Origin of the sequence: Flavobacterium psychroterrae, from assembly GCF_018380615.1 — a bacterium.
GTDB classification, from domain to species: Bacteria; Bacteroidota; Bacteroidia; order Flavobacteriales; family Flavobacteriaceae; genus Flavobacterium; species Flavobacterium psychroterrae.
The window spans coordinates 348,494-371,495 of sequence record NZ_JAGYVZ010000002.1; the positions used below are offsets into that span (position 1 = coordinate 348,494).

Consider the following 23,002-nt stretch of genomic DNA (forward strand, 5'->3'; position numbering starts at 1 on the left):
GTAGCTATGAAAAGGATATATAAAATAACACTTTTAGTTGGTATAACTATTTTAGTTTCTTCTTGCCACAATAATTCGGCACCAAACTATCAGTATTTCCCTAATATGTATGAATCTGTAGGTTATGAAACCTATTCAGAAGCAAAAGTATTTAAAGGTGGAAAAGAAGGACAGCTTCCTGCAGAAGGGAGTATCAACAGAGGTTTTGAACCTTATGAATATGAAAATTCAACTGCTGGTTATGAATTGGCTAAAGCTAATTTAAAATCGCCTTTGGATTCTATCGAAAGAAATTCCGGAAAAGGAAAAGAACTTTTCGAAATTTACTGTATTAGTTGTCATGGTGCATCTGGAAACGGTAAAGGTAAATTGGTTGAAAGAGAAAAATTTCTTGGGGTGCCTAGCTATAAAGACAGAGAAATCACTGAAGGAAGTATCTTTCATGTTGAAACTTATGGTTTAAATGCAATGGGTTCACATGCAAATCAATTAAGTGCCCACGAACGTTGGTTAGTTGCTGACTATGTTCTAAAACTAAAAAGCCAATTATAATTGTTGAACAAACTGATCGTAATAGATATGTATACATTTTCAAGTAAATTAAAAACTTTTTCTATCATCCTAATGGCTTTTGGAGTATTAGGAATTGGATATGGTTTTTTAACTGCTCCTAAAGATATTCAAGAAGTTGAAAAAATTCTTGCTGCAGATGCACATGGTTCTCATGGTGCTGCACATGAAGCAACAGCGGAGACTTCACATCAGGAAGCCGGACATCACGAAGCTGCTGAAGCTTCACATGAATCGCACAAAGGTGGCGAACATGAAAAAGTTAGTGCTGCTGATGAGCATAAAGAACATTTAACGCATGTATTGCACCAATTGCAAAATAAGCCTTGGTCTGCTTTATATGTTGCTTGTATTTTCTTCTTACTACTTTCTATGGGGGTTTTAGCATTTTATGCTATTCAGCAAGTTGCTCAGGCAGGTTGGTCTCCAGTTTTATTTAGAGTTATGCAGGGAATAACAGCTTACCTACCTACTGGTTCTGTAATTTTCTTTATCATTTTAATTCTTTGCGGATTGCACTTTAATCACATATTTGTGTGGTTAGGAGAAGGTGTTACGGATCCTAATAGTGCAAATTATGATAAAATTATTGCTGGAAAAGCAGGATACTTAAATTTTCCTTTCTGGATAATTAGAGCGGCTATCTTTTTAATAGGATGGAATTTGTACCGTTACTATTCAAGAAAAAACTGTTTAGCTCAGGATGATGCTAATGATGATCTTTACTACAAAAAGAACTTTAAGTTATCTGCTGGATTCTTAGTATTCTTTATCGTTTCTGAGTCTATCATGTCTTGGGATTGGATTATGTCATTTGATCCACACTGGTTTAGTACTTTGTTTGGATGGTATGTTTTTGCTTCTTTCTTTGTAAGCGGAATAACTTCAATTGCATTAGTTACTATATATTTAAAATCTAAAGGATATTTAGAATATGTAAACACAAGTCATATTCATGATTTAGCTAAATTTATGTTCGGTATCAGTATTTTTTGGACATACTTATGGTTCTCTCAATTTATGTTGATCTGGTATGCTAATATTCCTGAAGAGGTTACTTACTTTATAACAAGAATACAATTATATAATTTACCATTCTTTGGTGCTGTAGTTATGAACTTTGTATTTCCATTGTTAATATTAGTTAATACTGATTTTAAACGTCTTAGCTGGGTTATTGTAATGGCTGGTACTGTTATTTTATTAGGTCACTATGTTGATTTCTTTAATATGATTATGCCAGGAACAGTTGGAGATAAATGGTTTATCGGAGTTTCTGAAATTGCATCTATACTTTTCTTCTTAGGTTTATTTATTTTTGTAGTGTTTACTGCATTGACTAAAGCTCCTTTGTTAGCAAAAAGAAATCCTTTCATTGAAGAAAGTAAACATTTTCATTATTAATATTTAAAGAAGTAAACAGATGACAAGTTTGTTGGTTATTATAGTTTTAGTTTTATTAGCAGTTGCATTATGGCAATTGACCAAGATATTTGATCTTACTCAAGTGGGATCTTCTTCGGACGATTCTCAGGTTGCATCAGATAATGATAATAATGTTCAAGGATATGTTATGTTTGGCTTTTTAGCTTTCATCTACATATTTACGATTTACGGTTTACTAAAATGGGGTAATTTAGCACTTCATACTCCTGCTTCAGAGCATGGTCTTTTGGTAGATAATTTAATGAATATTACTTGGGTTTTAATTTTTGTAGTTCAGTTTATTACACAAGGTTTATTATACTGGTTTTCTTTTAAAAATAGAGGACATAAGGATAAAAAAGCTTTATTCTTTGCTGATAGTAACAAATTAGAAGCACTTTGGAGTATTATCCCATCTGTAGTATTGGCTTGTTTAATCCTTTACGGATTGTATGCATGGAACAACATTATGTTCGTTGATAAAGACGAAGATGTAATTGAAATCGAATTATATGCACAACAATTCAAGTGGACTGCAAGATATGCTGGACAAGATAATGTTCTAGGAAAAGCTAACGTACGTTTGATCGAAGGTATTAATACTTTAGGTGTTGATATGTCTGATAAAAACTCGGCTGATGATATTGTAGTTTCTGAATTACATATTCCAAAAGGTAAAAAAATACATTTCAAAATGCGTTCTCAGGACGTATTGCACTCAGCTTATATGCCTCACTTTAGAGCGCAAATGAACTGTGTTCCCGGAATGGTTACTGAGTTTGCTTTTATACCAACTTATACAACTTCTGAATACAGAGAGTTACCTTTTATGGTAGAAAAAGTTGCAAACATCAACAAGCTTAGAGCTGAAAAAAGTGTTGATTTAGTTGCTAAAGGTGGTACAGCTTTAGATCCTTATACATTTGATTATTTATTATTATGTAATAAAATTTGTGGAGCTTCTCACTATAACATGCAAATGAAAGTAGTTGTTGATACACCTGAAGATTATAAAAAATGGTTAAGCGAGAAAACTACTTTAGCGCAGGATATTAAAGCGGCAGCTGCTGCTAAAGAACCAGCTGAAGGAGCAAAAGCAACTACAGATAGTACAGCTAAAGATACTGTTAAAGCGGTAATTGATACTGTTAAAGCAGCTATAGCTAAAGTTGCTATGAAATAATATTTATTAAGAAAATTTAAAGTACACATATATGTCAGCAGAAGCGCACGATCACGATCACGGACACGATCACGAGCACGAACATCATCATAAAGACACGTTCATTACTAAATATATCTTTAGTATTGATCACAAAATGATTGCTAAGCAATACTTGATTACCGGTATTATCATGGGTATTATTGGTATTGCAATGTCCTTGCTTTTTAGAATGCAATTAGCATGGCCAGAAGAGTCTTTTAAAATCTTTAATGTTTTATTAGGAGATAAATTTGCACCAGATGGTGTAATGGCAAATGATATTTATTTAGCTTTAGTAACAATTCATGGTACCATTATGGTATTCTTTGTACTAACGGCTGGTTTAAGTGGTACTTTTAGTAACTTACTTATTCCGCTTCAAATTGGAGCAAGAGATATGGCTTCCGGATTTATGAACATGATTTCATACTGGTTGTTCTTTTTATCTGCTGTAATAATGTTATCTTCTTTATTTGTTGAAGCTGGACCGGCTTCTGCAGGTTGGACAATATATCCTCCATTAAGTGCTTTACCACAGGCAATTCCAGGTTCTGGAACAGGTATGACTTTATGGTTAGTTTCTATGGCTATCTTTATTGCATCTTCTTTAATGGGATCTTTAAATTACATCGTAACGGTTATCAACTTAAGAACTAAAGGAATGTCTATGACAAGACTTCCGCTTACAATCTGGACATTTTTCGTAACAGCTATTATTGGTGTTATTTCATTCCCTGTATTGTTATCTGCTGCATTATTATTGATTTTTGACAGAAGTTTTGGTACTTCGTTCTTCTTATCTGATATTTATATAGCTGGAGAGGTTTTACATTACCAAGGTGGATCTCCGGTATTGTTCGAACACTTATTTTGGTTCTTAGGACACCCTGAAGTTTATATCGTAATTTTACCAGCGATGGGTCTTGTTTCTGAAATTATGGCTACGAACTCTCGTAAACCAATCTTCGGATACAGAGCGATGATTATGTCAGTTCTTGCAATTGCATTTTTATCTACTATTGTTTGGGGTCACCATATGTTTATTTCAGGTATGAATCCTTTCTTAGGATCTGTATTTACCTTTACAACATTATTGATTGCAATTCCATCTGCTGTAAAAGCGTTCAACTGGATTACAACTTTATGGAAAGGTAACTTACAATTTAACCCTGCAATGTTATTCTCTATCGGAATGGTTTCTACTTTCATTACTGGAGGTTTAACAGGAATCATTTTAGGAGATAGTACTTTAGATATTAACGTTCACGATACTTACTTCGTTATTGCTCACTTTCACTTAGTAATGGGTATCTCTGCACTTTACGGAATGTTTGCTGGTATCTACCACTGGTTCCCTAAAATGTACGGAAGAATGTTAAACAAAAACTTAGGTTATATTCACTTTTGGGTAACGGCAGTTTGTGCTTATGGAGTTTTCTTCCCAATGCACTTTATTGGATTAGCTGGTTTGCCAAGACGTTATTATACAAATACAAACTTCCCATTATTTGATGATTTACAAAACGTGAATGTTTTAATTACAACATTTGCTCTTGTAGGAGGTGCGTTCCAATTAGTATTCTTATACAACTTCTTTAGTAGTATTTTCTACGGTAAGAAAGCAGTTCAGAATCCATGGAAATCTACGACATTAGAGTGGACTACTCCTGTAGAACATATTCACGGTAACTGGCCAGGTGAAATTCCTCATGTTTACCGTTGGCCATATGACTACAGTAACCCAAATCACGATGTAGATTTTGTACCGCAAAATGTACCAATGAAAGAAGGTGAAGAAGTTTTACACCACTAAAAATAAAACAAAAAGACTATCTGAGAAGATGGTCTTTTTGTTTTATTTCAGTTAAATATAAATTCCAATATTTTAAATTCCAAATTTCAATACGAGGTTAAACTTGATTGGGATTTGGAATTTAAAATATTGGAATTTCCTTTTTTTATTTGGAATTTATCTATTTTACAAACTGATTACTTTGTCTATCTTTGTAAAATGAATGAGAACCTAGATCCCACTACAAATGGGTACAACCCTGAAGAATTTGATCTTGAAAAAAAATTACGTCCGCTGTCATTTGATGACTTTGCCGGACAAGATCAAGTTTTAGAAAATTTAAAAATTTTTGTTGCTGCCGCTAATCAGCGTGGTGAAGCTCTTGATCATACACTTTTTCATGGTCCTCCCGGATTAGGAAAAACTACTTTGGCAAATATTCTGGCGAATGAACTTGAAGTTGGAATTAAAATTACTTCCGGACCTGTTTTAGACAAACCAGGAGATTTAGCTGGTTTGTTGACTAATCTTGACGAAAGAGATGTTTTATTTATCGATGAAATTCACCGTTTGAGTCCAATTGTTGAAGAGTATTTATATTCGGCAATGGAAGATTTTAAAATTGATATTATGATCGAGTCTGGTCCAAATGCCAGAACAGTCCAAATCAATTTAAATCCATTTACTTTAATAGGTGCGACAACTCGTTCAGGATTATTGACTGCACCAATGCGTGCCCGTTTTGGAATTTCATCACGATTACAATATTATACCACTGAACTTTTGACCAGTATTGTAGAAAGAAGTTCTTCTATTCTTAAAATGCCAATTTCATTAGATGCCGCAATAGAAATCGCAGGAAGAAGTCGTGGTACGCCTCGTATTGCAAATGCATTGTTACGAAGAGTACGTGATTTTGCACAAATAAAAGGGAATGGAACTATTGATCTTGAAATTGCACGGTATGCATTAAAAGCACTTCACGTCGATGCACACGGACTTGATGAAATGGATAATAAAATATTGTTAACCATTATCAATAAGTTCAAAGGTGGACCAGTTGGACTTTCAACTTTGGCTACAGCTGTTTCTGAAAGTAGTGAAACTATTGAGGAAGTATATGAACCATTCTTAATTCAGGAAGGGTTTATTATGCGCACGCCACGTGGAAGAGAAGTTACAGATAAAGCGTATAAACACTTAGGTAAAATAAATACGAACATTCAAGGAGGATTATTTTAATGCTGTTATAATGTCTGAAAATAGAAAGTATAATTATCCAGTCAGGCTTTCAATATTAAGATTCCTTCTTGATGCTGAAGGAGTGCGTAGAAATCCGATTCCATTTCACAAGAGATATTTTGATCAATTTGGTGATTCCTTTTCTCTTAAAATTGGTTCTTCTAAGCATATAATTTTATCAAGGGATAATGAAGTTGCCCAATATATTTTACAAAAGAATCAAAAGAATTATCATAAATCTAAATTTCAGTCAGTATATCTTTCAAAATATTTAGGTAAAGGTCTTTTAACTGTTGATGGCGATTTTTGGCTCAAACAAAGAAGACTTATTCAGCCTGCGTTTCATAAGCAAAAGATGAACCAATTGGTCGAGAACATGAATGCAACTATTACTTCTGAATTAGGGAGTTTAGTGGAAGAAAAACCAATTGATCTTTTTCCTGTAATGAGTCAGTTAGCATTTAATGTTGTCGCTAAATCATTATTTCAGCTTTCAATTTCGGATGAAAAATTAAATCGTATAAAATATATTATTGAAGAAGTTCAGAATTTCTTAATCAAAGAAATTAGACTTCCTCATAAAAGTTGGTGGTTTTCCTTAAGCGGTCAAGTGAAAAAGCATCTTGAATTGGCTGAGGAGAATAATCAAATTATTCAGGAAATAATTGAGGACAGAATGACTTCGAAAGAAGAAATTAATGATCTGCTGAATATGCTTTTGGAAACTCGTTATGAAGATACTGGAGAAGGCATGTCAGTGCGTCAATTAGTTGATGAAATTAAAGTACTTTTTATTGCCGGACATGAAACTACCGCAAATGCATTGACTTTTACTTTACATCTTTTGGGAAGAAATCCTGAGGTGCAGCAGAAAGTTTTTGATGAGATTGTAGAAATTCAAACTCAAACGAATGATATAGTAGAGCAACTTCAAAAGATGACTTATACCAATGCAGTTTTAAATGAATCGATGCGTTTATATCCACCAGCCTGGATTACCGATAGACAAAACGTGACAGATGATACACTTGCTGGTTTTCATATAAAAAAAGAAACTTTAATTGGTGTTTCTTTTTATGAGTTACATCGAAATCCTAAATATTGGGAAAATCCGGAGGAATTTAATCCGGAACGTTTTCTTGGTGAGCAGAAAAAGCAATCCATGCAATATTTTTATCCGTTTGGTGCGGGTCCCAGAATGTGCATTGGATCAGGATTTGCTATTTATGAAATGTGTTTAACAATTTCTCAAATAGTAAAAAAATATGAGATTAAATCTACTGCTGAAACTATTCAGTTTAATCCTTTAATTACCTTAAAACCCGTTGGAGTAGAAGTATTATTTTCTAAAAGATGGCAATAAATTCTAAGGAGACATATTCGACCTTTATAAAATCAGAAGCAAAACGACTTGGTTTTCTTTCTTGCGGAATATCTAAAGCGGGTTTTCTGGAAGAAGAAGCGCCACGACTTGAAAAATGGTTGAATAACAATCATCATGGGCAAATGGCCTATATGGAAAATTATTTTGATAAACGATTAGATCCTACTTTGTTGGTAGATGATGCCAAAAGCGTGGTTTCGCTATTACTCAATTATTATCCGGAGGAAACTCAAACTCAGGAAAGTTTTAAGATCTCGAAATATGCTTATGGTCAGGATTATCATTTTGTAATAAAAGAGAAATTAAAAGAATTTTTACATTCAATACAGGAAAATATCGGAGATGTTTCTGGTCGGGCTTTTGTTGATTCTGCGCCTGTTCTGGATAGAGCTTGGGCTGCTAAAAGTGGATTAGGGTGGATTGGTAAAAGTGGAAATCTATTAACTCAAAAGGTAGGTTCTTTTTATTTTATTGCAGAGCTTATCCTTGATTTAGAACTAGAATACGATCATGCAACTACAGATCATTGTGGTTCTTGTACAGCTTGTATTGATGCTTGTCCTACACAAGCAATTGTTGCTCCCCATGTAGTTGACGGAAGCAAATGCATCTCTTATTACACCATTGAACTAAAAGAGAACATTCCTTATGAAATGAAAGGAAAATTTGATGAGTGGATGTTTGGTTGTGATACTTGCCAGGATGTTTGTCCCTGGAACCGGTTCTCGAAACCTCATTCAGAACCACTATTTAATCCTAATCCGGAATTACTTTCTTTTTCCAAAAAAGACTGGATTGAAATTACAGAAGAAACTTTCCGTGCAGTTTTTAAAAACTCTCCAATTAAAAGAACCAAGTTTGATGGTTTACGACGAAATGTGAAATTTTTAGAATAAAAACTTACACTTCTTTTTATTCTTCAGGGAGTATACATATTATTTTGGATTATTTTAATATTTGTAGGATTTTACTTTTTTGTTTTAAAATTTGATAAATAATGACAATTCTTTAATAAATTAAGAATTTTCTGTGGTTTGGTTATCAAATAGTTATTTTTTTTGTTGTCTTAAGTTAATTTTATTTTCTAAAACGTGTAATTCAACGTTTATCCGTGTAGTTTGACGACTAAAGTAGCTAGTACAGAGGTGTTTGTATATTTTCGCGACTCCAAAACTACTAATCTAACCGAGAGACAATTTTTGTGTCTTGAACCTAATGCTATTTATGGTCCAAACGCTACATTATTTTTTTAAAGATCTAAAAAAGTTTTTTATAAAACTTTTAAAATCCATTTCTCTTATTTTATCGTATCTCCTCTACATGTTGAATGCTAATTTGGGCTATTCAGCCTTTGGTATTTCTATATTTAAAATCATCGTTATTTATGTGTAACTCTATCTTTGGTCAATCTAAATTATTTAGACTAAATTTTCTTGTTTTATTGTTAGTACTGGTTAGCTATAATGCATCAGCGCAGTTTTACACAAAACATTACATTGCACCGGCACCCTGGCAATATTTTAGCAAAGCAAATGAAATTGTTATTGCAACAAATTCGGCTACTACAGTAAATATCACTCTAAAAAAGAGTGACGGTACTCTTGAAGCAAATTTGACAGCCATAAAAGGAGCGCCAGCAATTTATAGATTTAAGTTGCTTTCTAAAAATCTATCTATGAATCCATTAAATACAGTTATCAATGCTGCTGGTTTAATTGTAGAAAGTACTGCACCTACATCAATTAATATGCGAAATATTGCTTCTGATGACTATGTAAACGGAGAAAATGTAGATGCTAATATGAAAGGAAATGCGGCATTAACAAGTTTTGGTGATGCAGGAATTGGAGTTCGATTTAGAGTAGGATATTACAGAGATGGTTCTTTAGGAAATTTTGGTAGTTTAGGTGATCAACGTCCTATTTATAGTATCATGGCAATAACAAATGGGACGTCGGTGACTATAGACGGTGTTGTTAAAGCAACTTTAGATGCCGGTCAAAGTTATTTGTTTAAAGCTCCAATAGGGACTTTGGTACAATCATCAAATTCAAGTGTGATGAATACCTCTGCTGCAATTGATACACCTGGAGGATGTGGAGACGGAGCATTTAATCAGATTCCACCCGAATCAGTTTTAGGTTCAGAATATTTTATTGAAAGAGGAAAAGGAAATGATACAGCGGAGCAAACTACGGTTGTTGCTACAAAAGACAATACTACAGTTACAGTTGATAGCTATTCGGTTACAGGAGCATTAGTAGGAACAAAAACAACAATATTAGCAACGGCAGGTAAATTCTTTACTTTTGTTAATGGGGTTACAGCCGCTAACTTTTCAGCTTCAAGAGTTTCCGCAGATAAAAATGTAGTGGTGTATTCCGGGACAGCACAATCTTGTGAAGTCGATATTTCAACCATTGCACCAGTATCAGAATGTGGAGGATCAAATTTTATTGAAACTGCTAAATTTAGGAATTATGGAACAGGATCTTTACCCTATTTTGGCTATGTTCTTTTGAAAGATGCAACGGCTGTTGTAAATGTAAATGGAACTAATATTGAAACAGTAACAGGTATTAATGCACGTCACCAATTAGGATCAACAGGCTGGTATATAATTAACTTTGAAGATACACAAATAGGAAGTCCAAATGTTCTTTCGATATCAAGTACAGCTAAATTAACAGTTTCGATTGTACAGCAAGGAGGAGGATTTTCTATGGCAGGGTTTTTCTCAAATTTTGCTGCTCAGCCAGAAGATCCAACTATGGCATATGTTTCAGGAGGAGGATGTACGAACAATACAGCGACTCTTACAACCCCTTCAGGTTTTACACCATATCAATGGTATTTTAATGGTACACCGATAACAAATGCAAACTCAAATTCATATATAGCTACAAAAACAGGATCCTACTCGGTTGCGTCAACTTTGGCTTGTGGCGTTCAAACCCAATCCAAACCCGTTAGCGTAACATTATGTACTGATTTAGGAATTACAAAAACAGTTGACAATGCGACTCCTTGCGTAGGTTCTAATGTGGAATTTACTGTGAAGCTAAGTAATTTAGGAGTTAATAATTCTACCGGAGTTTCTGTAAATGATTTACTTCCTACAGGATACACATTTATAAGTTCAACACAAACAGTTGGAAGTTACAATTCAGCAACAGGAGTTTGGAGTATTGGTGATGTAAGCGGAGGAATTACTGAAACATTAAAAGTTATTGCTAAAGTAAATGCTACAGGAGTTTACACTAACACAGCAGCATTACCCGCTACGACCACAGATAGTGATATGACTAATAATTCGGCAAGTGTTTCTACTACGCCAAATCCATTACCGACATTAGTTATTACTAATCCGGCTGCAGTTTGTTCTCCATCAAAAGTTGATATTACTGCTCCGGCAATTACAGCAGGAAGTTCATCAGGTTTAACTTTTACTTATTGGACAAACTCAACGGCGACAACATCATATGCAACTCCAACAGCAGCTACAACAGGTACATATTATATTAAGGGAACAACTGCTTTAGGATGTTCAGATATAAAACCAGTAGTTGTAACGGTAAATGCAACTCCGACCGCACCAACGGCTTCAGCTCAAAGTTTCTGTTCAGCAGATGCTAAAAAGGTCAATGAATTAGTTGCTACAGGAAGTGCTCTAAAATGGTACAATACGAATACAGGCGGAACAGCTTATTTAGGTACAGAATTATTATCAACAGGAACTTATTATGTAAGCCAAACTTCTGCAAGTAATTGTGAGAGTAGCAGAACATCAGTATTGGTAACCGTAAATCCAACTCCGGCAACACCAACAATAGTTTCAACAGCGCCAACATGTTTATCAGCTGGAATTTCGAAAGTATCAAATTACAATTCAAACTTATCTTACATTTTTACTCCAACGGGTCCAAGTGTCGCTTCATCTGGTATTATTTCTGGAATGGCGGTTGGAACAGATTATACTGTCACTGCTAAAAGCATAAGTAATTGTAGTTCTACATCAACATCAGTTTTTAAAAATAATGCGATGTTGATTACGCCAAATGTACCAACGATTGCATCAACTGCTCCAACATGTTCATCTGACGGAATTTCCACAGTATCAAATTACGATTCAGGTTTAACGTATACTTTTAATCCAACAGGACCAAGTATAGCTTCAACAGGGATTATCTCAGGAATGACAATCGGAACGGATTATACGCTTACGGCAGGAAATACAACTTGTACTTCTGTGGCAACATCAGTTTTTACAAATAATATGATGTTGGTAACGCCAGCAATACCAAATGTAGTTTCAACTGCTCCAACATGTTCATCTGATGCAATCTCCACAATATCAAATTACGATTCAGGTTTAACGTATACATTTAATCCAACAGGACCAACAATTGCTTCAACAGGAGTAATTTCGGGAATGATTATCGGAATGGATTATACGATTACGGCTGGAAATGCAACTTGTACTTCTGTGGCAACATCAGCATTTAAAAATAATGCGATGTTGATAACGCCTGCAATTCCAACAATTGTATCGACGGCTTCGACATGTTCATCTGATGGAATCTCCACAATATCAAATTATGATTCAAGTTTAACATATACTTTTAATCCAACAGGACCAACAATAACTTCGACAGGGATTATCTCAGGAATGACAATCGGAACGGATTATACGATTACGGCAGGAAATGCAACTTGTACCTCTGTGGCAACATCAGTTTTTAAAAATAATGCGATGTTGATTACGCCAAATGTTCCAACAATTGTATCGACGGCTTCGACATGTTCATCTGATGGAATCTCCACAATATCAAATTATGATTCAGGTTTAACGTATACTTTTAATCCAACAGGACCAAGTATAGCTTCGACAGGGATTATTTCAGGAATGACAATCGGAGTGGATTATACGATTACGGCTGGAAATGCAACTTGTACTTCTGTGGCAACATCAGTTTTTAAAAATAATGCGATGTTGATTACGCCAAATTTTCCTACGATTGCATCAACTGCTCCGACATGTTCATCTGACGGAATCTCCACAATATCAAATTATGATTCAAGTTTAACTTATATTTTCAATCCAACAGGACCAACAATTACTTCAACAGGGGTTATCTCGGGAATGATCATCGGAACAGATTATACGCTTACGGCTGGAAATACGAATTGTACTTCTGTGTCAACATCGGCTTTTAGAAATAAGGAAATGTTGGTAACGCCCGCAGTTCCTTTATTAAGCGCGATAACTCAGCTGATATGTGGTACAACAATGGGAAGTTTTACAATAACAAATTTTAATGCTACATATAATTACTTGATAACACCTTCGACAGGTGTTACTCAAAACGGAAATATAATTACTGCTCCAGCAGGAACTTACAATATTGTAGCACGGGCTAATGGTTGTGAATCTTTAAATTCAAGTGTTGTTATTGGTTCTAAAATTTGTGCCATTGCTGACGCTACTTATGGAACACAAATAACATCAACAACAGCGATAACGGTAGGAAACGTTACAACAAATGATACTTTAAATGGATTTCCGGTTACATCAACGAATACTAATGTACTGCCAATTACAACAGGTCCACTTAGTATTGATGCAAATGGCGAATTGACTTTGGCTCCAAATACTGCATCAGGAACTTATACTATTGATTATACGATATGTGAAGATGGAGTAAATCCAGCGAATTGTGCAACAACAACAGCAACAGTTGTAGTTGGGAATACTTTAATTGCAAATGTTGATAATAGTTTTAGAGCGCAAACATCATCAGCAACAATAATTACAGTTGGAAATGTTACCACAAACGATACTTTAAACGGGATTCCTGTTACATCTGCCAATACCAATGTAACGCCAATTAAAACTGGTCCGCTAAATATTGATGCAAATGGCGAATTAACTTTGGATACCAATACACCAGCAGGAACTTACACAATTACTTACCAAATTTGTGAAGAAGGAGCAAACCCGGCAAATTGTGCTTCTAACACTGCTACGGTTTTGGTTGAAAAAGGAGTAATTATTGCATTAACCGAAAATACGCAGCCAATAAATGGCAGTATTGGTGGAACTACATTTTCATTAACGGATAATGATAGATTGAACGGAATTCCCGTAGTAATCACAAATAATCCAGGCGGAGTAATCTTAACTGCGATAAATGTTCCAACAGGATTAATCTTAAATGCTGACGGTACAGTCACAGTAAAAGCAGGAACTTCAATAGGAAACTATGAAATTGAATATAGTATTTGTGAATATATAAACCCTACAAATAATTGTGCTTCTGTAAAAAGTTATGTTCCGGTGACAGGAGCAATTTTACAGGCAAATAATGATAATGCAGGAACTGTTGATAGTAATAAAGGGCAAAATTCGGCAACAAATATATTCAATAATGATACTTTAAACGGACTAGTAGTTAATCCTGCAGATTTGATTTTAACAACTGTTATTTCAAATCCTAATTTAATTTTAAATTCAAATGGAACAATTACAGTAAAACAAGGAACGCCATCTGGAAATTATGAATTAAGATATCAAATATGCGAAGCTTTAAACGCATCTAATTGTAGTGAAGCGGTTGTGAAAATTTCCGTAGTGAATGTTGTAGGTGTTACTCCGCCAATAGTACCAATTGTACCGCTAACACAAATTGTTGTAGTTAATGAAACTGCCAGTGTTGACGGAATAAATGGTTCACTTGAATTTATCAACATTTTAGACAATGATTTACTAAAAGGTTTACCCATTAATTCTGCTGATGTTGTAATTACAAATACACCAAATCCTTATTTTGAATTCAATTTAGATGGAACTGTAAATGTAAAACCCAATACGCCCGGAGGAAATTATACATTGCCATACCAAGTTTGTGAAAAAGCAAATTCATCTAATTGCGGCAACGGAATTTTAACGGTTTTTGTTGAAGTTCCTTCTATTGCGATTATTAAAACAGCAATATTTAATGACGAAAATAATAGTGGATTCGCAAATGCAGGTGAAACTATTACTTATAAATTTAAAGTAACAAATACAGGAAACGTTCCATTAACTAGTATTGTGATTTCAGATCCTTTGCCTGGAATTATAATTTCAGGACAAGCAATTGATTTAGAGGTAAACAAATCTGATGACAATAATTTTACAGCGACTTATAAAATCACACAAAGCGACATCAATAAAGGAAGCGTAAGCAATCAGGCAACTGTAAAAGGAACCAGCAAAAAAGGAATTACTGTCGAAGACAAATCAGATGGGGAGGATAATTCTGGTGACAAGCCAACTATAATGCCTTTGAATGGTTGTGTAATAAAAGTCTTTAATGCATTTTCTCCAAACGGAGACGAAAAAAATAAGAGATTTTATATTCAGGGATTAGAATGTTATACTGAAAACACAGTAGAAATTTACAATCGTTGGGGAGTTTTAGTTTACGATACAGATAATTATAATAATGAAGATCGTTCTTTTGTAGGTTTCTCAGCAGGGCGAACCACAATAAAACAAGCTGATGGATTGCCCGTAGGAACTTATTTTTATATTCTGAAATACAAAGACACAGCTTCAAATCCGCATGAACTTTCAGGTTATTTATATATCAACAAATAAAATTATAAATGGTTTAGCTGTTTGCTAATCCGCTTTTTAAAGCTTTTTAAATGAAAAAGATAATATTAATCTCTCTGTTTTTTTCGGTTATATGTTCCGCGCAGCAAGATTCTCAGTTTACACAATATATGTACAATACAATTACTATTAATCCGGCATATGCGGGTTCTCGTGGCGTATTAAGTGTTTTTGGATTATATCGTACGCAATGGGTAGGACTTGATGGCGCGCCGGAAACTAGCACATTCTCGGTAAATACACCTTTAAGTAATAGTAATCTGGGATTAGGAGTTTCATTAGTCAACGATAAAATTGGTCCAACTAATGAGAATACTTTATCGGCTGATTTATCCTATACAGTTCCAACTTCTGATACTTTTAAGCTTTCGTTTGGGATAAAAGCTACAGCGAATCTTTTTAATTTAGATGTAAACAAACTAAGTTTTGAAGATCAGGGAGATCCGCAATTTCAGGATTTAAACAATAAAATTACACCTAATATTGGAGCAGGGGTTTATTGGCATTCAAGTAAAGCTTACTTAGGATTGTCAGTTCCTAATTTTATAGAAACCAATAGATATAATGACAATGATACGGCAATTTTTAAAGATAAAATAAACTATTATTTCATGGCGGGTTATGTTTTTGATCTTGATTACTATATCAAATTTAAGCCGGCATTATTGACTAAAATGGTCGAGGGCGCTCCTTTACAAGTTGATGTTTCGGGTAATTTTATGTTTAACGACAAATTTGTTTTAGGGCTTGCCTATAGATGGAGCGCATCAGTAAGTGCAATGGCAGGATTTCAGGTAACAGATGGTTTGTATATAGGATACGGTTATGATTATGAAACGACTAATTTAAGAAGATATAATTCCGGATCACATGAAATTTTCCTGCGTTTTGAGTTTCTTAATAATTACAACAGAATTACATCACCAAGATTCTTCTAAAAAGTTCAAACCATGGTAATAAAAAATCTAAAATATACCGTTTTATTTTTACTGTTTTGTTTAAATACAAGTGCACAAACACATACTATAGACGATGCAAATAACAAGTATGAAAACTTTGCGTATGTTGATGCCATAAAAGCTTATGAAGTTATAGCAAACAAAGGTTATAAAGACGAAAAAATGTTTCAGCGTCTTGGCAATTCCTATTATTTTAATGGTGAATTGCTTAATGCTTTAAAATGGTATGACGAATTATTCGCAATGAATGAGCAGCAGGAACCGGAATATTTATACAGATATTCCCAATGTTTAAAATCTGCTGGAAATTACACTAAATCAGATGTGATTTTAGAAAAATTCAACCGAAAATTAAAGACAGATAAAAGAGGCGTTTTATTTGAAAACAATAAAAATTACCTGGAAGAAATAAAATTTAATTCCGGAAGATATGAAATTGCAGATGCAGGAATCAATTCAAACTATTCAGATTACGGAAGTACTATTTTAGGCAATAGACTAGTTTTTACTTCTGCCAGAGATACCGGAACAGTAGTTAAGAAAAACTTTAAATGGACAAATGAATCCTTTACCAATTTATATACAGCCGAATTAATGTCTGATGGAAGCGTTGGCATTCCACAGCGTTTTCAGAAAAAAATTAATACAAAATTCAATGAGTCAACACCTATTTTTACAAAAGACGGAAGAACAATGTATTTTACCCGAAACAATTTTTTATACGGGAAAAGAGGCAGAAATGAAAAAAAAATTACTTTACTAAAACTATACAGAGCAAGTTTAATTGAAGGGGAATGGTCAAATATTGAAGAACTTCCGTTTAATAGTAATCAATACAGTACAGCACATCCTGCATTAAGTTCAGATGATAAAACGATGTATTTCGCATCAGATATGCCGGGAACATTAGGGCAATCTGACTTGTTTAAAGTGAGGATAAACGATGACGGAACCTTCGGAAAACCAGAAAATTTAGGCAGCACTATTAATACCGAAGGAAGAGAAACTTTTCCTTTTATATCCGGTGATAATGAACTTTATTTTGCCAGTGATGGAAGACCCGGATTAGGAGGACTTGATGTTTTTGTTTCAAAAATAAATAAAGACAATTCCTATGATGAAATTCAAAATCTTGGAGAACCTATAAATAGTAAACAAGATGATTTTGCCTTTATAATAAATAGCAAAAACAGAAACGGTTTCTTTTCTTCAAATAGAGAAAATGGTCATGGATTCGATGATATTTACCGATTTACCGAAACTAGAAAACTAATTTGCGAACAGGAATTAACAGGCACAGTTACAGACGCAGATACAAATGAAATCCTTTCGAATGTAACGTTGATTTTATTTGATGAAACCAGACAAAATTCAGTACAAGTTGTTTCAGACAAAAAAGGAAATTATGTTTTTCCAAATGTAAAATGTGGTAAAAAATATGCAATAAAAACATCACGAAACGATTATGAAATAAAGGAAATTCCGGTAACGATAAAAAAAGGATCCGGAAAAATGACTTTGCTTATCTCGCTAGAAAAGAAAGTCATACCGTTATTAGCCAAGACCATAATGATCAAAACAGTTTCTGTTAAATCCGTAATAATGAAACCTATTACAGTGGGAACAGATTTGGCAAAAACACTTCATATCCCAATGAACTTTTTTGATTTAGGCAAAGCTACAATTAGAAAATCATCAGAACCTCAATTACAGAAAATTGTTGATGTACTAAAACAATATCCCACATTAAATCTCGATATTCGATCACATACAGATAGCAGACAATCAGCCTCAAATAATATGATTTTATCCGAGAAAAGGGCGCAATCCACTAAAAACTGGTTAATCAACAAAGGAATTGATGCCAGTCGATTAGCTGCAAAAGGATTTGGGGAAACCCAATTAGTAAATAAATGTGCTGATGGTGTAAAATGTACTGAAACACAACATCAACAAAACAGACGAAGCGAGTTTATTATTACATATTTGTAATTTTATGATTGGATTGTAATTGTATATCACCACGATTACGCATGTGGATTGTGGTCGTGTTTACACAAAGCGACACATCGACGATTTAATTATCCCCAATAACCATTTGGTTAATTTCACCTAATAATTCAAATTCATTTAAAGGAAACATCTCAAGAACCATTTCTAAAATGAGCGACACATTTATGGGATTTTTGTTTGTGCTTGATTTTATATGTCCGTCATTATCGAGCGTCATCACGCACATTTTTAACATATTGGTAATCACACAACCAAGTTCATAATAACTAATATTAATTTGTGCAGTATAAACTTCTGAATTGTCATTATTCGATTTTGAATGATTGAAATACGGAGCAATTAATTTTTTAAGATTCTCTAATTTTTGAGTTTCGTTTGTTTCCATTATAGTATGTTTTTTAAGTCATACAATCTCCGACTTATAGTTATTAATTTCGACATACGTTAATATGTTATTTAAGTTTTTTTGTATAAAATATAATGTTTTAAATCGACTGAAAGAGATGTTTTGTTGATAATCGATAAATTTGTGTTTAGTTCCTATGCGACAAATTCCAATGGCGAATTTCTTTTTCTACCAACATTAAATTTCTCCAAAATGCTCCGCTAGGAGTTAAATATTGGTAGATCTTTTTGATTTTGAATAAATCCATTTTAAGTCCCAGCGGGACGACATATTTATAGAAAAATTAAAAATTTGCGTAATTGAACCCCATCGGGGTGACATATTTAGTTGATTATATGTCGCTCCACTGGAGCTTTATTTTGTTATCGTAAATGATGGCTATAAATATGTCGCTCCGCTGGAGCTTTACTTTAATGTCGTAAATGATTTGCTATAAATATCTTGCTTCTTTGGAGCATTGCAATTCTAATGGGTAAATTGTATTTCTACCAATATTTAATTTCTCCAAAATACTCCGCTAGGAGTTAAATATTGGTAGAAACCAAATTACCCCAAAATAAAATATCCCGTAGGGAATACACCCACACAACAATTCACGCAATCTACAAAATTAAAAAAACCTGCATTTTATTCAAAAAAGTCATAAAATTCATTCATTTTATTGAGGTAATATTTCGGAAACCCAAAATTAAGCGTATTATGTTTAAAATGAATGTATTGTGTTTTAAAAAATCGATTTCGCTGTTGTGTGATATATATTTTTTTCTAACTTTATAAATCTAAATTTTTTCAGATATGACTGTAAATCAAATACTAAACGCAAAGGGAAAAAATGTTTATTCGGTACTTTCAACCACAACGGTTTATGAAGCCTTAAAAGTAATGGGAGAGAAAAACATAGGAGCTATTCTTGTTATTGATGATAATGATTTAAAAGGAATATTATCTGAAAGGGATTATGCCCGAAAAATTGTTTTAAAAGATAAATCTTCAAAAGAAACATTTGTTCATGAAATTATGGAAAGTAATGTTTTTTCGGTAAACCTTTCAAACAATATCGAGGATTGCATGGAACTAATGAGTACAAAAAGAATCCGACATTTACCAGTTTTAGAAGATGGAACTGTTGTTGGAATAATTTCTATAAGTGATGTTGTAAAAGCAATTATAGAAATTCAAAAAGACACAATAAATCACTTAAATTCCTATATTTCTCAGTAAAGGAAATTTAAAAAATATGCTTTATAAAATAGTCCAAATAATAGCGGGCTATTTTTTTTGGTTTTCAAAAAATGTTATTTTAAGAAAAGAAAGCTGTAAAAATACGCCATTTTAAACCAAGACTTATATCTTTGTAAGCTAGAATAAAAGCTAAAAATAAATGAACAAAGAGAGTAAAAGAAGAGAAGCGTTACTGTACCATTCAGAACCAACTCCAGGAAAAATTCAGGTAGTTCCAACAAAAAAATACGCAACCCAAAGAGATCTGTCTTTGGCTTATTCGCCAGGTGTTGCAGAGCCATGTTTAGAAATTGCAGCAAACGTTGATGACGTTTACAAATATACAGCAAAAGGAAATTTAGTTGCCGTTATCTCAAACGGTACAGCTGTTTTAGGACTTGGGGATATTGGCCCTGAAGCTTCTAAGCCAGTAATGGAAGGGAAAGGTTTATTGTTTAAAATATTCTCGGATATTGATGTTTTTGATATTGAAATAGGAACAAAAGATATTGAAGAATTTATTCAGACAGTAAAAAATATTGCTCCAACTTTTGGAGGAATTAATCTTGAAGATATTAAAGCGCCGGAATCTTTTGAAATCGAAAGAAGACTGGTTGAAGAATTAGATATTCCGGTAATGCACGATGATCAGCATGGAACGGCTATTATTTCTTCGGCAGCTTTAATCAATGCATTAGAATTAGCAGGAAAAAAAGCCGAAGATGTAAAAATGGTAGTTTCCGGTGCAGGTTCTGCAGCGATTGCCTGTACAGATTTGTACGTTTTATTAGGTGTTAAAGTTGAAAATATTTTAATGTTCAATAGTAAAGGACTTTTAACAAAAGACAATCCTGCATTATCAGAGTTACAATTAAAATATGCTATTGACGGTGCTAAAATTGATTTGGCAGAAGCTGTAAATGGTGCAGATGTTTTCATCGGATTATCATCAGGCGGAATTTTATCTGCTGAAATGTTATTAACAATGAATGAGAATCCGATTGTGTTTGCAATGGCAAATCCAAATCCGGAAATCGATTATAATCTAGCTACAGAAACTCGTAAAGATGTTATTATGGCTACAGGGCGTTCTGATTTTCCTAATCAGGTGAATAACGTTTTAGGTTTTCCATATATTTTTAGAGGAGCGCTAGACGTTCGTGCTACAAAAATTAACGAAGCAATGAAAATGGCTGCTGTAAAAGCATTAGCTATTTTGGCAAAAGAACCAGTTCCTGAGCAAGTTAACGTAGCTTACGGCGCAACAAAATTAGGTTTTGGTCAGGAATATATCATTCCTAAACCATTTGACCCACGTTTGATCACTATCGTAGCGCCTGCAGTTGCAAGAGCAGCAATGGAATCCGGAGTAGCAAAAAATCCTATTACAGACTGGGCAGCTTATGAAGATGCACTTCGTGAACGTATGGGGAACGATAATAAAATGGTACGTTTGATTACAAACCGTGCTAAAATGGATCCTAAAAGAATTGTTTTTGCTGAAGCAGATCAATTAAATGTATTAAAAGCAGCGCAAATTGTTCATGAAGACGGTATTGGTGTTCCAATTTTATTAGGTGATAAAGATGTAATCTTAGAACTTAAAGCTGAATTAGGTTTTGATGCTGATCTTCAAATCATTGATCCTAAAACGACAGAAGAAGACGGAAGAAGAAAAAGGTTTGCAACTTCATATTGGACAACCAGAGAACGAAGAGGAGTTTCATTACTCGATGCTCAAAAATTCATGCGCGAAAGAAACTATTTTGCAGCAATGATGGTGAACGAAGGCGAAGCAGATGCTTTGGTAACAGGTCATACCAGAAGTTATCCAAGTGTTGTAAAACCAATGTTACAACTAATTGATAAAGCAGCAGGAGCATCACTTGTAGCAACAGCAAACATGATGATGACGTCTCGCGGACCAATGTTCTTGTCTGATACGGCAATCAATATTAATCCAACTGCCGAAGATTTAGTTAATATTGCATTGATGACCGCTAAAACAGCAAAAATGTTTGGAGTTGAGCCAGTTATAGCAATGGTTTCATTCTCAAACTTTGGTTCGTCTACAAGTCCGGGAGCAGGAAAAGTGAGAGAAGCAGTAGCTTATTTGCATAAAAATCATCCTGAACTAATTGTTGATGGAGAAATTCAGGCAGATTTTGCTTTGAACCAGGAAATGCTTGCAGAGAAATTTCCTTTCTCTAAATTAGCAGGTAAAAAAGTAAACACATTGATTTTCCCTAACTTAGAGTCAGCTAATATTACTTATAAGCTGTTAAAAGAGTTGTATCAGGTAAATTCAATAGGTCCAATTATGATGGGAATGGGTAAACCTGTTCACATTTTTCAATTAGGAGCAAGTGTTGAGGAGATGGTTAATATGGCAGCAATTGCAGTTATTGACGCTCAGGAGAAAGAAAATAAAAAAAATAAATTAGCTAAATAGTACAAATAATAAGGATCGAATAATATTGTCGTATTTTTATTGCATTTTTGTTATATTTGACCCTAATAAATTATACTATGATAGCACATTTACAGGGGAAGTTGGTGGAGAAAAATCCTACAGAGGTCGTGATTGACTGTGGAGGAGTTGGGTATCAGGTAAATATATCCTTACATACCTTTTCATTAATTCCTAATGTGGAAAATATAAAACTGTATACGCATCTTCTAATTAAAGAGGATGCGCATACTTTATTTGGTTTTGCTGAAAAATCAGAGCGCGAAATATTCAGAATGTTATTATCTGTTTCCGGAATTGGAGCAAACATTGCAAGAACGATGTTATCTTCAATCGAGCCAAGACAAATAATTAATGCAATCGCATCCGGAGACGTGGGTGTAATACAGTCAATAAAAGGAATTGGAAACAAAACAGCACAGCGAGTTATCCTTGATTTAAAGGAAAAAGTGTTAAAGTTGTACGATTTAGACGAAGTTTCGGTAGTCCAAAACAATACAAACCGAGATGAAGCGTTATCTGCTTTGGAAGTTTTAGGTTTTGTCCGAAAAACTTCAGAAAAAGTAGTGGAGAAAATCGTAAAAGAAGACCCGGAAGCTACTGTAGAAACAATCATCAAGAAAGCCCTAAAAAGCCTATAAACTCAATTTTATATA

At 33.9% G+C, this 23,002-nt stretch carries 14 protein-coding genes; 13 read left to right on the top strand and 1 reads right to left on the bottom strand.

Annotation, left to right across the window (positions count from 1 at the left end; genetic code table 11):
* The first annotated feature begins 6 nt into the window (after window positions 1–6).
* The 10 genes from KHA90_RS03340 to KHA90_RS03385 all read left to right on the top strand — a co-directional run bounded on the left by KHA90_RS03340 (window position 7) and on the right by KHA90_RS03385 (window position 18,228).
* Complete coding sequence (locus tag KHA90_RS03340) at window positions 7–552, top strand: c-type cytochrome (protein ID WP_213295312.1); 546 nt, start codon at window positions 7–9, stop codon at window positions 550–552.
* 27 nt (window positions 553–579) lie between these two features.
* Window positions 580–1,974 carry a quinol:cytochrome C oxidoreductase gene (locus KHA90_RS03345; RefSeq protein WP_213295315.1) on the top strand — a complete coding sequence of 465 codons (1,395 nt, stop codon included), beginning with the start codon at window positions 580–582 and terminating at the stop codon, window positions 1,972–1,974.
* A 19-nt stretch (window positions 1,975–1,993) separates the two neighbouring features.
* Window positions 1,994–3,178: a cytochrome c oxidase subunit II gene (locus tag KHA90_RS03350; protein WP_213295319.1), complete on the top strand. Its 1,185-nt coding sequence runs from the start codon at window positions 1,994–1,996 to the stop codon at window positions 3,176–3,178.
* A gap of 31 nt (window positions 3,179–3,209) precedes the next feature.
* On the top strand, window positions 3,210–5,012 hold the full coding sequence (locus tag KHA90_RS03355; protein ID WP_055096842.1) for a cytochrome c oxidase subunit I: 1,803 nt from the start codon (window positions 3,210–3,212) through the stop codon (window positions 5,010–5,012).
* A gap of 198 nt (window positions 5,013–5,210) precedes the next feature.
* Window positions 5,211–6,233: a Holliday junction branch migration DNA helicase RuvB gene (gene ruvB / locus KHA90_RS03360; protein WP_213295322.1), complete on the top strand. Its 1,023-nt coding sequence runs from the start codon at window positions 5,211–5,213 to the stop codon at window positions 6,231–6,233.
* 10 nt (window positions 6,234–6,243) lie between these two features.
* On the top strand, window positions 6,244–7,596 hold the full coding sequence (locus tag KHA90_RS03365; protein WP_213295325.1) for a cytochrome P450: 1,353 nt from the start codon (window positions 6,244–6,246) through the stop codon (window positions 7,594–7,596).
* Window positions 7,587–8,513, top strand: a complete 927-nt coding sequence (gene queG, locus KHA90_RS03370) for a tRNA epoxyqueuosine(34) reductase QueG (RefSeq protein ID WP_213295329.1) — start codon at window positions 7,587–7,589, stop codon at window positions 8,511–8,513. Before KHA90_RS03365 ends, queG begins: the two co-directional genes overlap by 10 nt.
* Window positions 8,514–9,001: 488 nt before the next feature.
* The gene (locus KHA90_RS03375) at window positions 9,002–15,259 is read left to right on the top strand and encodes a T9SS type B sorting domain-containing protein (protein ID WP_213295332.1); all 6,258 of its coding nucleotides are present in this window, start codon (window positions 9,002–9,004) and stop codon (window positions 15,257–15,259) included.
* A 50-nt stretch (window positions 15,260–15,309) separates the two neighbouring features.
* Window positions 15,310–16,215: a PorP/SprF family type IX secretion system membrane protein gene (locus KHA90_RS03380; protein ID WP_213295334.1), complete on the top strand. Its 906-nt coding sequence runs from the start codon at window positions 15,310–15,312 to the stop codon at window positions 16,213–16,215.
* 12 nt (window positions 16,216–16,227) lie between these two features.
* Window positions 16,228–18,228 (top strand): OmpA family protein, encoded by a 2,001-nt coding sequence (locus tag KHA90_RS03385; protein ID WP_213295336.1) that lies wholly within the window; start codon window positions 16,228–16,230, stop codon window positions 18,226–18,228.
* 85 nt (window positions 18,229–18,313) lie between these two features.
* Here the strand turns inward: KHA90_RS03385 and KHA90_RS03390 are convergent, their stop codons facing one another.
* Window positions 18,314–18,634, bottom strand: a complete 321-nt coding sequence (locus tag KHA90_RS03390) for a hypothetical protein (RefSeq protein WP_213295339.1) — start codon at window positions 18,632–18,634, stop codon at window positions 18,314–18,316.
* 816 nt (window positions 18,635–19,450) lie between these two features.
* On the opposite strand from KHA90_RS03390, the gene KHA90_RS03395 reads away from it, so the two are divergent.
* The 3 genes from KHA90_RS03395 to ruvA all read left to right on the top strand — a co-directional run bounded on the left by KHA90_RS03395 (window position 19,451) and on the right by ruvA (window position 22,987).
* Window positions 19,451–19,876, top strand: coding sequence for a CBS domain-containing protein (locus tag KHA90_RS03395; RefSeq protein WP_213295341.1), 426 nt, complete (start codon window positions 19,451–19,453; stop codon window positions 19,874–19,876).
* Window positions 19,877–20,036: 160 nt separating this feature from the next.
* The gene (locus tag KHA90_RS03400) at window positions 20,037–22,328 is read left to right on the top strand and encodes an NADP-dependent malic enzyme (protein ID WP_213295344.1); all 2,292 of its coding nucleotides are present in this window, start codon (window positions 20,037–20,039) and stop codon (window positions 22,326–22,328) included.
* Between the two features lie 77 nt (window positions 22,329–22,405).
* Window positions 22,406–22,987, top strand: coding sequence for a Holliday junction branch migration protein RuvA (gene ruvA, locus KHA90_RS03405; RefSeq protein ID WP_213295353.1), 582 nt, complete (start codon window positions 22,406–22,408; stop codon window positions 22,985–22,987).
* The last annotated feature ends 15 nt before the right edge of the window (window positions 22,988–23,002 follow it).